The organism is Streptomyces flavalbus, assembly GCF_042674625.1.
Lineage (GTDB): Bacteria > Actinomycetota > Actinomycetes > Streptomycetales > Streptomycetaceae > Streptomyces > Streptomyces flavalbus.
This window is the reverse complement of sequence record NZ_JBHTEB010000001.1, coordinates 2,631,793-2,645,240: the sequence shown is the minus strand read 5'-3', so window position 1 is coordinate 2,645,240 and position 13,448 is coordinate 2,631,793. Positions and strand designations below refer to the sequence as shown.

The 13,448-nt window shown below is 71.8% G+C and carries 14 protein-coding genes; 8 read left to right on the top strand and 6 right to left on the bottom strand.

Annotation, left to right across the window (positions count from 1 at the left end):
• Positions 1–95 precede the first annotated feature (95 nt).
• A complete protein-coding gene (locus ACFQZ6_RS11795; protein WP_381607425.1) occupies positions 96–536 on the top strand; it encodes a protein-tyrosine phosphatase family protein in 441 nt (146 codons plus the stop codon).
• Here the strand turns inward: ACFQZ6_RS11795 and ACFQZ6_RS11790 are convergent.
• Positions 524–2,011, bottom strand: coding sequence for an alpha/beta hydrolase (locus tag ACFQZ6_RS11790; protein WP_381607423.1), 1,488 nt, complete (start codon positions 2,009–2,011; stop codon positions 524–526). The two genes, ACFQZ6_RS11795 and ACFQZ6_RS11790, sit on opposite strands and share 13 nt — an antisense overlap.
• 236 nt (positions 2,012–2,247) lie before the next feature.
• On the opposite strand from ACFQZ6_RS11790, the gene ACFQZ6_RS11785 reads away from it, so the two are divergent.
• The 4 genes from ACFQZ6_RS11785 (at position 2,248) to ACFQZ6_RS11770 (ending at position 4,854) form a co-directional block, all read left to right on the top strand.
• A complete protein-coding gene (locus tag ACFQZ6_RS11785) occupies positions 2,248–2,463 on the top strand; it encodes a hypothetical protein (RefSeq protein WP_381607421.1) in 216 nt (71 codons plus the stop codon).
• Positions 2,464–2,488: 25 nt separating this feature from the next.
• Positions 2,489–3,133 carry a DUF1266 domain-containing protein gene (locus ACFQZ6_RS11780; protein ID WP_381607419.1) on the top strand — a complete coding sequence of 215 codons (645 nt, stop codon included), beginning with the start codon at positions 2,489–2,491 and terminating at the stop codon, positions 3,131–3,133.
• Between the two features lie 63 nt (positions 3,134–3,196).
• Entirely contained in the window at positions 3,197–3,943 is a 747-nt protein-coding gene (gene recO / locus ACFQZ6_RS11775; protein WP_381607417.1) for a DNA repair protein RecO, read from the top strand.
• Positions 3,944–4,020: 77 nt separating this feature from the next.
• Entirely contained in the window at positions 4,021–4,854 is an 834-nt protein-coding gene (locus ACFQZ6_RS11770) for an isoprenyl transferase (RefSeq protein WP_381607415.1), read from the top strand.
• 121 nt (positions 4,855–4,975) lie between these two features.
• Here ACFQZ6_RS11770 and ACFQZ6_RS11765 read toward each other — a convergent pair whose 3' ends face one another.
• Genes ACFQZ6_RS11765 through ACFQZ6_RS11750 form a run of 4 tightly spaced genes read right to left on the bottom strand, consistent with a single transcriptional unit; the run spans position 4,976 to position 8,123 of the window.
• The gene (locus tag ACFQZ6_RS11765) at positions 4,976–5,398 is read right to left on the bottom strand and encodes a Fur family transcriptional regulator (RefSeq protein ID WP_381607413.1); all 423 of its coding nucleotides are present in this window, start codon (positions 5,396–5,398) and stop codon (positions 4,976–4,978) included.
• Between the two features lie 60 nt (positions 5,399–5,458).
• A complete protein-coding gene (locus tag ACFQZ6_RS11760; protein ID WP_381607411.1) occupies positions 5,459–6,361 on the bottom strand; it encodes a metal ABC transporter permease in 903 nt (300 codons plus the stop codon).
• Positions 6,361–7,146, bottom strand: a complete 786-nt coding sequence (locus tag ACFQZ6_RS11755; protein ID WP_381607409.1) for a metal ABC transporter ATP-binding protein — start codon at positions 7,144–7,146, stop codon at positions 6,361–6,363. The genes ACFQZ6_RS11760 and ACFQZ6_RS11755 overlap by 1 nt, the downstream gene beginning before the upstream one ends.
• Positions 7,147–7,163: 17 nt before the next feature.
• A complete protein-coding gene (locus ACFQZ6_RS11750) occupies positions 7,164–8,123 on the bottom strand; it encodes a metal ABC transporter substrate-binding protein (protein ID WP_381607407.1) in 960 nt (319 codons plus the stop codon).
• A 159-nt stretch (positions 8,124–8,282) separates the two neighbouring features.
• Here ACFQZ6_RS11750 and ACFQZ6_RS11745 point away from each other — a divergent pair, with 159 nt between their 5' ends.
• The 3 genes from ACFQZ6_RS11745 to dusB all read left to right on the top strand — a co-directional run bounded on the left by ACFQZ6_RS11745 (position 8,283) and on the right by dusB (position 11,640).
• Complete coding sequence (locus ACFQZ6_RS11745; RefSeq protein ID WP_381607405.1) at positions 8,283–9,665, top strand: glycine--tRNA ligase; 1,383 nt, start codon at positions 8,283–8,285, stop codon at positions 9,663–9,665.
• A 172-nt stretch (positions 9,666–9,837) separates the two neighbouring features.
• Positions 9,838–10,455 (top strand): LysE family translocator, encoded by a 618-nt coding sequence (locus ACFQZ6_RS11740; protein ID WP_381607403.1) that lies wholly within the window; start codon positions 9,838–9,840, stop codon positions 10,453–10,455.
• 42 nt (positions 10,456–10,497) lie between these two features.
• A complete protein-coding gene (gene dusB, locus ACFQZ6_RS11735) occupies positions 10,498–11,640 on the top strand; it encodes a tRNA dihydrouridine synthase DusB (RefSeq protein WP_381607401.1) in 1,143 nt (380 codons plus the stop codon).
• Between the two features lie 3 nt (positions 11,641–11,643).
• On the opposite strand, the gene ACFQZ6_RS11730 is transcribed toward dusB, so the two are convergent.
• The gene (locus ACFQZ6_RS11730) at positions 11,644–13,410 is read right to left on the bottom strand and encodes a CDP-alcohol phosphatidyltransferase (protein ID WP_381607400.1); all 1,767 of its coding nucleotides are present in this window, start codon (positions 13,408–13,410) and stop codon (positions 11,644–11,646) included.
• Positions 13,411–13,448: the final 38 nt, after the last annotated feature.

Sequence of the window (13,448 nt, the reverse complement as noted above, 5' to 3'; positions counted from 1 at the left end):
TCCTCGCCCACCAGACCACCTGTTCGGTCGATTCGGTTGCCCGGCACCCGGCGGCTGCTGGGAGGCTGGCCCCGAGACGCTGAGGAGGCGGTCAGGTGGGCGAGGTATGGGACGAGCGGGACACGGGCGTACTGAGACTCCCGTCCGGGCGGCTGATCAGGGGCAGGGGCCTGCGGCACCCCCTGCCCCCCGCGGCACCGCCGCCCTCGTACGGCCTCTACCTCCTCGGGGACCCGCCGCCCGCCATGCCCTGGGAGGCCCGCTGGCTGCGCTGGCGTGACTTCTGGCTCCCCGCCGACCCCGCCACCGCCCGCGCCGAACTGACCGAGGTGTGGGAGCGGGCGGTGCGGGAGCGGGTCGAGGTCGCCTGCCACGGCGGCCGGGGCCGCACGGGTACGGCGCTGGCCTGTCTGGCGGTCCTGGACGGCGTGCCCGCGGCGGACGCCGTGGGCTACGTCCGCGCCCACTACCACCGCAGGGCGGTGGAGACGCCGTGGCAGCGGTCGTACGTGCGGCGGTTCGCTCAGCGGCAGTAGAGGTCGGCGGCGGGCCGCTCACCGGTGGCCAGGAAGCGGGAGACCGCGCGGTCGCCGCAGGCGTTGCCGTTGCCGAGGTAGGCGTCGTGGCCGGTGGAGTCCATGGTGACCATGACGGCCCGCTGGCCGAGCGCCGCGCGCAGCTTCAGGGCGCCGCTGAGCGGGGTGGCGACGTCACGGGCGTTCTGTATGAGCAGCACGTTGGACGGCCCCCGGTCCGTGATCCGCGTCGGCGGCTCCTTCGGCGGGTACGGCCAGGCCGCGCACACCATCGCGTTGTGCGGCATCCCCGCGGTGAGCGGGTGGGCGGCCCGGCTCGCGGTGACGTCGGCCTGGTAGTCGGCGGCCGTACGCGGCCAGGCGGCGTCGTTGCAGATGGTCCCGGCACCGGCCGCGGTGACGTTCTGGAGCAGCTCCTCGGGCGGCGCGGGTGGCGCGGCGGGGGCGGTGCCCCGCTGGGCGGCGCGGATGGTCCGGGCCAGCTCCGGGTAACCGGCTGGTTCGTACAGGCTGTTCAGCATCACCTGCCGTAGTTCGTTGCCGTCGAGGACGGGCGGGTTGTGTCCGGGCCAGGGGAGCGGCTCCCGGTCCAGCCGCTCGGCCAGCCGCAGGACCAGCGGACGCACCTGGTCAGCGGACCGGGCGACCCGGTCGGGGTTGCCGGGCGCCGCGGCCCAGCGGGCGAAGTCGGGGAACACGTCCTCGACGCCGGTGGCGAAGGCGGCGAGCCAACTGCGCTGCACGCCCACGGGGTCGGGGTAGGGGTTGCTGTCCAGGACGACGCGGTCGGTGCGCCGCGGGAACATCTCGCCGTACACGGCGCCGACGTACGAGCCGTACGACACCCCCCACGCGGACAGCTTGCGCTCGCCGAGCGCGATCCGGACGCGGTCGATGTCGCGGGCCTCGTTGCGGGTGCTGATGTGCCGGATCAGCTCACCGCCGTTCCGCGCGCAGGCGTCGGACATGCGGCGGGCCGTCTCCAGGTTGCCCGTGACGCTCCCGTCGGGGGCGGGCCAGGGCCGCAGCCGGGAGGCCGCCAGGTCGGCGGGGTCGAGCCCGCAGTCGACCGGCGTGGACGGCGCGTTGCCGCGGGGCGCGAACCCGACGAGGTCGTAGGCGTCCCGCACCTCCTGCGGCAGCCGCTGCCCCTTGCCCGACGGGTCGTCCATGCTGGTGCCGCCCGGCCCGCCCGGGATCAGCAGCAGCACCCCGCGCCGGGCCTCGGGCCTCTCGCTGCGGATGCGGGAGACGGCGACCTCGATGCGCGGCCCGCCGGGCCGGGCGTAGTCCAGGGGCACGGAGACGCTCGCGCACTCCTGCCGTGGGTCGAGCCCGGCACCCTCGCACCTGCTCCACTTCAGGGTGTCGGACGGGCCACCGGGGGCGGCGGCGGACGCGGTGACCGGCGCCACGAGGGCGACGAGGCCCGCGGCTACGGCGAGTAAGGCGGTGCTCTTCGCGATCTGCTTCATACCCAGCAGCCTCGCGGACGGTGACACCGCGTCACATCCGGGCAACACCCCTATCTCACCTGGGGATTACCCCACCCGAGAGATCAGGGTCAGCCCCGCCTGCGGCGCGCTCCCCCGTCACGCACAGTCTCCTGCCGAGTGTAGGTGTACCAGGCCACCTGGACGAGGAAATGGGTGAAATCCGAAGGGGGCGGGGAGGCAATGACGGCACCGGCAGGAAAGAGGACGGGGAACCAATGCAGGTACCGCTGGGGGCGTATGTGATCGACACCCGTACCGGAAGACTCGGCATCGTCATGGGGCACGAAGGCCCGTACGTGCAGCTCAGACCCTACGGCGGCGGCAAGGAGTGGGACGCCGAGCCCGAGGCCGTACGGCAGGCCACGCCCGCCGAGCGGCTCAGCGCGGCGACCGCGTACGCCAACGCCCGCAGCCGGGGTGAGGTGCCTTGACACCCTGACGTTAGGGTGCGGGCGCATGGGCTTCTGGAAGTGGAGAGGTAAGAGCAGGGGGCGCGGGGCCAAGGTCACCCGGCGCTACCCCGTCCCGCTGACCGCGCACCAGCTCTGGATGGTGTCGCTGAGCGCGCCGGTGAGCCGGGACCGCACGGCATCGGGGACGACGCTGTACCCGTTCACCCGCGTCGACGACGACCGCGCCCGGTCCTGGCTGGCCGACCAGTGGGAGATCACCACGCGCGCGGAACTGGTCGACCGCCTGGACGACCTCGCCCGCACCGGCTACCGGGCCCGGGCCCACCGGCTCACCGGCGTCGCGCCGCTCGCCTGGGACGCCGCGCTGTACGTCGACATCACCCGGCGTGGTTTCGCCTGCGGGATGATCGCCGAGGGCGACGCCTGGACCGCGCTGAAGAACATCGTGCCCGCGGTGGCGGGGACGTACGGCTCCTGGCGGGAGTACGCCGACCACTACCTGCTGGGGCGGCAGGTCTGGCGGGACGGACTGCGCGGCACACCCGACGCGGACTTCCCCGCGCCGCAGGCGGTGGCGGACGCGCACCTGCGGGCGCTGCTCGACCCGGCGAACCGGTCCAGCCCCTGGAACCTCGCCCCCTGGGACGCCATACGCCAGCCCGACCAGCCCGCCGCCCGCGCCCGCTGAGCCGTTGCCCGCCTGTTACGCGGGCCGTGCCCGGCCGCTCCAGCCGTACGCGAGAATGGGCCCATGAGTCTGTTCCGCGACGACGGCATCGTGCTGCGCACCCAGAAGCTGGGTGAGGCGGACCGGATCATCACGCTGCTCACCCGCGGTCACGGCCGGGTACGCGCCGTGGCGCGCGGGGTGCGGCGCACCAAGTCGAAGTTCGGGGCGCGGCTCGAACCCTTCTCCCACGTCGACGTGCAGTTCTTCGCGCGGGGGAGCGAGCTGGTCGGACGCGGGCTGCCGCTGTGCACCCAGAGCGAGACCATCGCGCCGTACGGCGGCGGCATCGTCACCGACTACGCGCGGTACACCGCCGGGACGGCCATGCTGGAGACGGCGGAGCGGTTCACCGACCACGAGGGTGAGCCCGCCGTCCAGCAGTACCTGCTCCTCGTCGGCGCGCTGCGCACGCTCGCGCGCGGGGAGCACGCCCCGCACCTCGTCCTCGACGCCTTCCTGCTGCGCTCCCTCGCCGTGAACGGCTACGCGCCCAGCTTCACGGACTGCGCGAGGTGCGGGATGCCCGGCCCGAACCGGTTCTTCTCGGTGGCGTCGGGCGGCACGGTCTGCGGGGACTGCCGGGTGCCCGGCAGTGTCGTACCCTCCCCGGGCACGCTCGAACTGCTCGGCGCGCTCCTCACGGGCGACTGGGAGACGGCGGACGCCTGCGAGGCGCGCTACGTCCGGGAGGGCAGTGGGCTGGTGTCCGCGTATCTGCACTGGCACCTGGAGCGCGGGCTGCGGTCGCTGCGCTACGTCGAGAAGTAAGTCCGCCAGGCCGAGAAACACGTTCACCAGGCCGAGAAACAAGTTCGCCAGAGAGAAGCAAGAGAGAAGAGAAGCACATGGTCGTACGCGGGTTTCTGGGACGCCAGCGCCGCGAGTACCGGACGCCGGACCAGCATCCGTCCGGTGCCCGGCCGCCGAAGCTGCCCGGGGAGCTGGTGCCCAACCATGTGGCGATCATCATGGACGGCAACGGGCGGTGGGCGAAGGAGCGGGGCCTGCCGCGCACCGAGGGGCACAAGGTGGGCGCGGAGTGCGTGCTCGACGTGCTCCAGGGGGCCATCGAGATGGACGTGAAGGCCATCTCGCTGTACGCGTTCTCCACCGAGAACTGGAAGCGGTCGCCGGACGAGGTGCGCTTCCTGATGAACTTCAACCGCGACTTCATCCGCAAGACCCGCGACCAGCTCGACGAGCTGGGGGTGCGGGTGCGCTGGGTCGGGCGGATGCCCAAGCTGTGGAAGTCGGTCGCGAAGGAGCTCCAGGTCGCCCAGGAGCAGACCAGGGACAACGACCGGCTGACGCTGTACTTCTGCATGAACTACGGCGGGCGCGCGGAGATCGCGGACGCCGCGCAGGCGATGGCGGAGGACGTGCGGGCGGGGCGGCTGGAGCCGTCGAAGGTGACCGAGAAGACGTTCGCCCGGTACCTGTACTACCCGGACATGCCGGACGTCGACCTGTTCCTGCGGCCCAGCGGCGAGCAGCGCGTCTCCAACTACCTCATCTGGCAGAGCGCGTACGCCGAGATGGTGTTCCAGGACGTGCTGTGGCCGGACTTCGACCGCCGCGACCTGTGGCGGGCGTGCGTCGAGTTCGCCTCCCGCGACCGCCGCTTCGGCGGGGCGATCCCGAACGAGGAGCTGCTGGCCATGGAGGGCAGGCAGGGTTGAGCCAGGCGGTCCCGCCACGGCTGGTGGGCGGGTGCGCGGCGTCCGTGTGGGGGGGTCGCCGCGCTCCGGCCGTGAGCCGCGGGGACGACGCTCCCACACCTGCTACCGGACGCCCTGGGGGTCAGTCCTCGGGGCTCGCGACGGCGCACTCCGCGCAGGTGCCGAAGATCTCCACCGTGTGGGCGACGTTGACGAAGCCGTGTTCCGCGGCGATGGCCTCGGCCCACTTCTCCACCGCGGGGCCCTCGACCTCGACCGCCTTGCCGCAGCCGCGGCAGACGAGGTGGTGGTGGTGTTCGCCGGTGGAGCAGCGGCGGTAGACGGACTCGCCGTCGGAGGTGCGCAGGACGTCGACCTCACCGGCCTCGGCGAGGGACTGGAGGGTGCGGTAGACGGTGGTGAGCCCGACGGAGTCGCCCTTGTGCTTGAGCATGTCGTGCAGGTCCTGCGCGCTGCGGAACTCCTCGACCTCTTCCAGGGCTGCCGCCACGGCGGCGCGCTGCCGGGTGGCGCGGCCCTTCACGGGCGGTCCAGCGGTGGTCACCGGTTGCCTCCTCACATCTGGCGTCTGCCGGGCCATTGTGCCAGCCCGGTCTGTGCGCGGTCAGACGCCGACCTCGTCGCCCGCCCCCCGGCTGGCCGGAATCGCGCACTCCGCCGGGTCGCCGGTGGGGTGCGCCGCGGCCAGCGCCCGCGCGCGGCGCCGGGCCAGCGGGGCGGCCAGGACGGTCAGCAGGATGAACGCGCCGATGGTGAGCAGCACGATCGTCGCGCCGGGCGGCACGTCCTGGTAGTACGAGGTGACCGTGCCGCCGATGGTCACGCTCACGCCGATCGCCACCGCGATCGCGAACGTCGCCGCGAAGCTGCGGCTGAGCTGCTGCGCCGCCGCCACCGGCACCACCATCAGCGCCGACACCAGCAGCAGGCCGACGACGCGCATGGCGACGGTCACCGTGACGGCCGCCGTCACCGCCGTCAGCAGGTTCAGCGCGCGCACCGGCAGCCCGGTGACCCGCGCGAACTCCTCGTCCTGGCTGACCGCGAAGAGTTGGCGGCGCAGGCCCAGCGTGACCAGCACCACGAACGCGGCCAGCAGGCAGATCGCCGTCACGTCGGACTCGGAGACCGTGGAGAGGGAGCCGAAGAGGTACGACGTCAGGTTGGCGTTGGACCCGGTGGGGGCGAGGTTGATGAACATCACGCCGCCCGCCATGCCGCCGTAGAAGAGCATCGCGAGGGCGATGTCGCCGCGGGTCCTGCCGTACCAGCGGATCAGCTCCATCATCACGGCGCCGAGGACGGAGACGAGGGTCGCCATCCACACCGGGGACCAGGAGAGCAGGAAGCCCAGGCCGACGCCGGTCATGGCGACGTGGCCGATGCCGTCGCCCATCAGGGCCTGGCGGCGCTGGACCAGGTAGATGCCGACCGCGGGGGCGGTGATGCCGACCAGGACAGCGGCGAGGAGCGCCCGCTGCATGAAGGCGTAGTTCAGGATTTCCATCAGCTCAGCAGTCCGGTGCGGAGGGGCTCGGCGCCCTCGGGGGCGTGCGGGTGGACGTGGTCGTGGCCGGGCAGGGCGTGCTGGCCGACCGCCTTGGGCGGCGGGCCGTCGTGCAGGACGCAGCCGTCGCGCAGGACCACGGCGCGGTCGATCAGCGGCTCCAGCGGGCCCAGTTCGTGCAGGACGAGGAGGACGGAGACGCCGCGGGCGACCTGCTCGCGCAGGGTCGCGGCGAGCACCTCCTGGCTGGCGAGGTCCACGCCCGCCATCGGCTCGTCCATGATCAGCAGCTCCGGTTCCGCGGCCAGCGCGCGGGCGATCAGCACCCGCTGGTGCTGGCCGCCGGAGAGCGCGCTGACGGAGTCCTTGGCCCGGTCCGCCATGCCGACCAGCTCCAGGGCGTGCCGTACGGCGGTGTGGTCGGCCTTGCGGAGGAAGCCGAAGCGGGCCCGCGACAGGCGCCCGGAGGCGACGACCTCCGTCACGGTGGCGGGCACGCCGCCCGCGGCGGTGGTGCGCTGGGGGACGTACCCCACCCGCCCCCAGTCGCGGAACCGGTGCCGCGCGGTGCCGAACAGCTCCACCTCGCCCGCGCTGACCGGGACCTGCCCGATGACGGCGCGCACGGCGGTCGACTTGCCCGAGCCGTTGGCGCCGAGCAGGGCGACGACCTCACCGTGGCGCACGGTGAGGTCGATGCCGCGCAGGACGGGACGTGCGCCCAGTTCCGCGCGGACCCCGCGCAGGGATATGACGGGCGAACCCGTGGCGGCCGTCTCGCCCATGGCGTCCTCCGTAAAGATCATTTGCTGCCCAGGGCGGTTTCCAGCGCCTTGAGGTTGGCTTCCATGACCTGCAAGTAGTCGTCGCCGCGGGACTGGTCGGTGATGCCCTCCAGCGGATCGAGGACGTCCGTCTTCAGGCCCGCGTCCTTGGCGAGGGTCTTCGCGGTCTTGTCGGAGACCAGTGTCTCGTAGAAGACGGTGGTGACGCCGTCGGCCTTGGCCTCCTCCTGGAGTTCCCTGATCCGGGCGGGGCTCGGCTCGCTCTCCGGGTCGAGGCCGGAGATGGCCTCCTGGGTGAGGCCGTAGCGCTCGGCGAGGTAGCCGAAGGCGGCGTGGTTGGTGAAGAAGACCTTGGTGGCGGTGTCCTTCAGGCCGTCTTCAAAGCTGGTGTTGAGGGCTTCGAGCTTCTCGACGAGGGCGGCGGTGTTCTTCTTGTAGTCGGCCGCGTGGTCCGGGTCGGCCTTCTCGAAGGCCGCGCCGACGCCCTTGGCGACCTCGGCGTACTTCACCGGGTCCAGCCAGATGTGTGGGTCGCGGGCGTGCTCCTCCTCCTCGGACTCGCCGCCCTCCTCCGCGCCGTGGTCGTGCTCGACGCCGCCGTGGTCCTCCAGCGTGGTGAGGCTGGCGGCGTCGATCTTGGTCTTGACGCCGGACTGGTCGATGGCCTCGTCCACGGCGGGCTGGAGGGTCTTCAGGTAGAGCACCGCGTCGGACTCGCCGAGCTGCGCGGTCTGCCGGGCGCTCAGCTCCAGGTCGTGCGGCTCCTGGCCGGGCTCGGTGAGGGTGGTGACGTTGGCGTGCTCGCCGCCGATCTGCTCGGCGAGGAACTGCATCGGGTAGAACGACGCGACGACGTCGAACTTGTCGGTGTTGCCCGCGGCGGCGCTGTCGGAGGAGCAGGCGGTGAGGGTGGTCAGGCCGAGGGTGGCCGCCGCCGCGACCGCGATGCCGGATATGTGTCGTCGTCGTACGTTCATGACACTCATTTTCAGTGAACGTGGAAACGATTGTCAATAAACGTGGTGGAGCCCATAGGACGGGACCGATTTGGTCGAGTGGCCGTCCCCGCCGGTAACCTGAAGCATTCGCTGGAAGCATCTCGCTTCGTCGCCCGTCGTCGTAATGAAGAGAGCACCGTGGCCGCCGACAAGATCGACACCATCGTCAGCCTGAGCAAGCGCCGTGGCTTTGTTTTCCCCTGTAGTGAGATCTACGGCGGTCAGCGGGCCGCCTGGGACTACGGGCCGCTCGGTGTCGAGCTGAAGGAGAACCTCAAGCGCCAGTGGTGGCGCTACATGGTGACGTCGCGCGAGGACGTGGTCGGTATCGACTCGTCCGTCATCCTCGCCCCCGAGGTGTGGGTCGCCTCCGGTCACGTCGCCACCTTCACCGACCCCCTCACCGAGTGCACCGCCTGCCACAAGCGGTTCCGCGCGGACCACCTGGAAGAGGCGTACGAGGAGAAGAAGGGCCGCGCCCCGGAGAACGGCCTCGCCGACATCAACTGCCCCAACTGCGGCAACAAGGGCCAGTTCACCGAGCCCAAGCAGTTCTCGGGCCTGCTCTCCACCCACCTCGGCCCGACCCAGGACTCCGGCTCCATCGCCTACCTGCGTCCGGAGACCGCCCAGGGCATCTTCACCAACTTCGCCCAGGTGCAGACCACTTCGCGCCGCAAGCCGCCGTTCGGCATCGCCCAGATGGGCAAGTCCTTCCGCAACGAGATCACGCCCGGCAACTTCATCTTCCGCACCCGCGAGTTCGAGCAGATGGAGATGGAGTTCTTCGTCAAGCCGGGCGAGGACGAGAAGTGGCAGGAGTACTGGATGGAGCAGCGCTGGAACTGGTACACCGGCCTCGGTATGCGCGAGGAGAACATGCGGTGGTACGAGCACCCACAGGAGAAGCTCTCCCACTACTCCAAGCGCACCGCCGACATCGAGTACCGCTTCCAGTTCGGCGGCAGCGAGTGGGGCGAGCTTGAGGGCGTCGCCAACCGCACCGACTACGACCTCGGCGCCCACTCCAAGGCCTCCGGCCAGGACCTGTCCTACTTCGACCAGGAGGCCGGGGAGCGCTGGACGCCGTACGTCATCGAGCCCGCGGCCGGTGTCGGGCGCGCGATGCTCGCCTTCCTGCTCGACGCGTACGTCGAGGACGAGGCGCCCAACGCCAAGGGCAAGATGGAGAAGCGGGCCGTGCTGCGGCTCGACCACCGGCTCGCGCCGGTCAAGGTCGCCGTCCTGCCGCTGTCCCGCAACCCCGAGCTGTCGCCGAAGGCGAAGGGGCTCGCGCAGGCGCTGCGGCAGCACTGGAACATCGAGTTCGACGACGCGGGCGCGATCGGGCGCCGGTACCGGCGCCAGGACGAGATCGGGACGCCGTACTGCGTGACCGTGGACTTCGACACGCTGGACGACAACGCGGTGACGGTGCGGGAGCGGGACTCCATGAAGCAGGAGCGGGTGTCTCTCGACCAGATCGAGGGGTACCTCGCCAGTCGGCTGATCGGTAGCTGACCGGGGTGGCGGAGCGCCGTTGCCGGGTGCGGGGCGTGCGTGGCTGATCGCGCAGTTCCCCGCGCCCCTTGGGTGCGCTGCCCCTAGGGAGTGCTCCAGCTCCGTATTGGCCCTCGATACCGGCCCCCCAGTGGACCTGTATCGGGGGCCTTCGCGCGTTCAGGGTGGGGGCATGACCCTTACGTTTCTGTTGACCACCTTGGTCGTCGTCGTCACGCCCGGGACCGGGCTCGTCTACACGCTCGCCGCGGGGCTCGGGCGGGGGCGGGGGGCCGCCGTGTGGGCGGCGGTGGGGTGCACGCTCGCGATCGTGCCGCACGTGCTGGCGACGGTCACCGGGCTCGCGGCGCTGCTGCACGCGAGCGCGACCGCGTTCCAGGTCCTCAAGTACGCGGGCGTCGGCTACCTGCTCTACATGGCCTGGGCCACCGTGCGGGACAAGGAGGCGCTGACCGTGGGGGACGGGCCCGTCGCGCCGATGTCCTCGCGGCAGGTGGTGACGCGGGCCGTGCTGATCAACCTGCTCAACCCCAAGGTGACGATCTTCTTCCTGGCGTTCCTGCCGCAGTTCGTCAGCCCCGGGCAGCCGCACGCCGCGCCCCGGATGCTGTTCCTCGGCGGGGTGTTCATGCTGGTCACCTTTGTCGTCTTCGCCGTGTTCGGGGTGCTGGCGGCGGCGGTGCGCAGCCAGGTGATCTCCCGGCCGCGGGTGATGGCGTGGCTGCGGCGCACCTTCGCCGGGTCGTTCGTGGTGCTGGGCGCGAAGCTGGCGGTGACGGGGATGGAGTGACCGTCGGGGTGACCACCCCTTCGCGTGCGGGACAATGGAGGAATGTCCGCGCCCACCAGCCCCCTCCAGATCGGCCCGCACACCGTCACCCCGCCCGTGGTCCTCGCCCCCATGGCCGGGATCACCAACGCGCCCTTCCGCACCCTGTGCCGGGAGTTCAGCGGCGGCAAGGGCCTCTTCGTCAGCGAGATGATCACGACGCGGGCGCTGGTCGAGCGCAACGAGAAGACCATGCAACTGGTCCACTTCGACGCCAGGGAGAAGCCCCGCTCCATCCAGCTCTACGGCGTCGACCCCGCCACCGTCGGCAAGGCCGTCCGCATGATCGCGGAGGAGGACCTGGCCGACCACATCGACCTCAACTTCGGCTGCCCGGTGCCGAAGGTCACCCGCAAGGGCGGCGGCTCCGCGCTGCCGTACAAGCGGAACCTGCTGCGCGCCATCCTGCGTGAGGCCGTCAGCGGCGCCGGTGAGCTGCCCGTCACCATGAAGATGCGCATCGGCATCGACGACGACCACGTCACCTACCTCGACGCCGGGCGGATCGCCGTCGAGGAGGGCGTCACCGCCATCGCCCTGCACGGCCGCACCGCCGCCCAGCACTACGGCGGCACCGCCGACTGGAGCGCCATCGCCCGGCTGAAGGAGCACGTCCCGGAGATCCCCGTCCTCGGCAACGGCGACATCTGGTCCGCGGAGGACGCGGTGCGCATGGTGCGGGAGACCGGCTGCGACGGCGTCGTCGTCGGGCGCGGCTGCCTGGGGCGGCCCTGGCTGTTCGCGGACCTGGTGGCCGCGTTCGAGGGCCGGGACGCCGACATCGCGCGGCCCGCCCTGCGCGAGGTCGCGGACGTCATGGTCCGGCACGCCACCCTGCTCGGGGAGTGGATCGGCGACGAGTCCCGGGGCGTCATCGACTTCCGCAAGCACGTCGCCTGGTACCTGAAGGGCTTCGCGGTCGGCTCCGAGATGCGCAAGCGGCTCGCGATCACCTCCTCGCTGGCCGAGCTGCGCGCCGGGCTCGACGAACTCGACCTCGACCAGCCCTGGCCCACCGGCGCCGACGGCCCGCGCGGGCGCACCTCCGGCAACAACCGCGTCGTCCTGCCCGACGGCTGGCTGAAGGACCCCTACGACTGCGCGGGCGTCGGTGAGGACGCCGAGCTGGACACCTCGGGCGGCTGACGGTCACTTCCCGGCGGTGTGCGGCGTGGAGCCGTACGCCGTCAGGAAGCGGTCGCGGAAGGTGTCCATCCTCCACACCGGGGTGTCCGCCCTCGGCGCGAGGCCGTCCGCCCAGCCCCAGTCAGCGATCTTCTCCAGCACCTTCGGGTCCTTCGCCACGATCGACACCGGCACGTCCCGGCTGGCGTTCTCGCCGCTGACCCGGGGGATGGGCTGGTGGTCGCCGAGGAAGACCAGGACGGTGTCCTCGTCGCCGTACCGCTCCAGCCACTCGGTCAGGCTGGTCACCGAGTACGCGATCGACTTGCCGTACTCCCGCCTGGAGCGGTCGGAGTCGGGGACGACCTCCTTGGGGTCGGCGCCCGCCGCCTCGATGCCCTCGAAGATCCGGCCGTCCCCGAGGTCGTCCCAGTCGACCATGGTCGGGATCGGCGCCCAGGGCTGGTGGCTGGAGGTCAGGATGATCTCCGCCATGAGCGGCTTGTCGTGCTCCCTGCCGTGCTCCAGGCGCTGGAACGCCTCCAGCGCGTACTGGTCGGGCATCGTCGACCAACTGAACTTCGGGCCCTGGTAGCCGAGGTGGAACGCGTCGTAGACGTGGTCCAGGCCGAAGAACTCCGCCTCCGGCCAGCCCTTCTGCACGCCCGGCACGATGCCGACCGAGCGCCAGGCGCCCGTCTTCTGGAAGACCTTGGTGAGGGTGAGGTGGTCGCTCGCGGTCACCGTGCGGTACCGCTGCTGGTTGTCGATCCACAGGCCCGACAGGAACGTGGAGTGGCCGAGCCAACTGCTGCCGCCGTACGTCGCGGACGTCAGCCAGCCGCTCTTGGCGTGGAACCCCGCCTCCTCCAGCGCCTCCGTCCGGGTGTCCAGGGTGCCGGTCACGCGCGGCGCGATCAGCGGGTCCTCCAGGGCGCTGCGGCCGTAGCTCTCGATGAACGTGAACAGCACGTCCTTGCCGCGCAGGTCCGGCACCAGCTCGGCGGGCGGGGTCGCCCCGAAGGCGTCCTCCCCGGCCTCCTTCGCGAACGCCGCCTCGTCCCGCAGGGTCGCCTTCACCCGCCGGGACTGCGTGGTCACCGTGTCGGCCACCCGGTCGGCGGCCAGCGGCACCCCGGCGACCTGGAGGCCGAGGGTGGAGCAGGTGATCCACACCGTGCCCGCGATCAGCGTGCCCTTCGTCGCCGCCGTCCGGTGGCGGACCAGCAGCCCGCTCAGCCGCAGCGACGCCAGCACCAGCGCCGCGAAGAGCAGCAGCAGCGCGACCACGACGCCGACCGTCGCGGCGGTCGTCGCCGTGCCGCCCATGGTGTCCTTCTGGTACGCCCGCGCGTCGTCAAGCAGCTCCCAGTCCAGGACGAGGTTGAAGCCCCGGCCCAGGTACTCCATGAACCCGATGTCCAGCAGGTTCAGCACCGTCAGCGCGCCGAGCCCGACGCCGGTGAGCACCGCCATCGCCGTACGCGACCGGCGCCCCGGCAGCGCCAGCAGCACCGCCACGCCGACGACCGCCTCCGCCGGGAGGCGCGCGAAGTGCCGGGCGTCCACGGCGGCGGGCGCGTTCGGCAGCAGCAGGGCGGCGAGGACCAGCGCGGCGGACAGGGCGGTGAGCGTGTGCCGCAGCGCCCGGACGGCCCCCGGGTGCCCGGCCCGCACGGCCCGCACCCGGTCCCTCAGCCCTCTGCTGGGCGCCGCCTCCTCCTCGCCGCCCTCAGCCGTGTCCGTGTCCGGGTCCTGGGCGAGGTGACGTGTGCGTGTGAAGACAGGCACCCGAGGGTCCTTCCGTGCGTAGCGGGTCCACCGTCAAC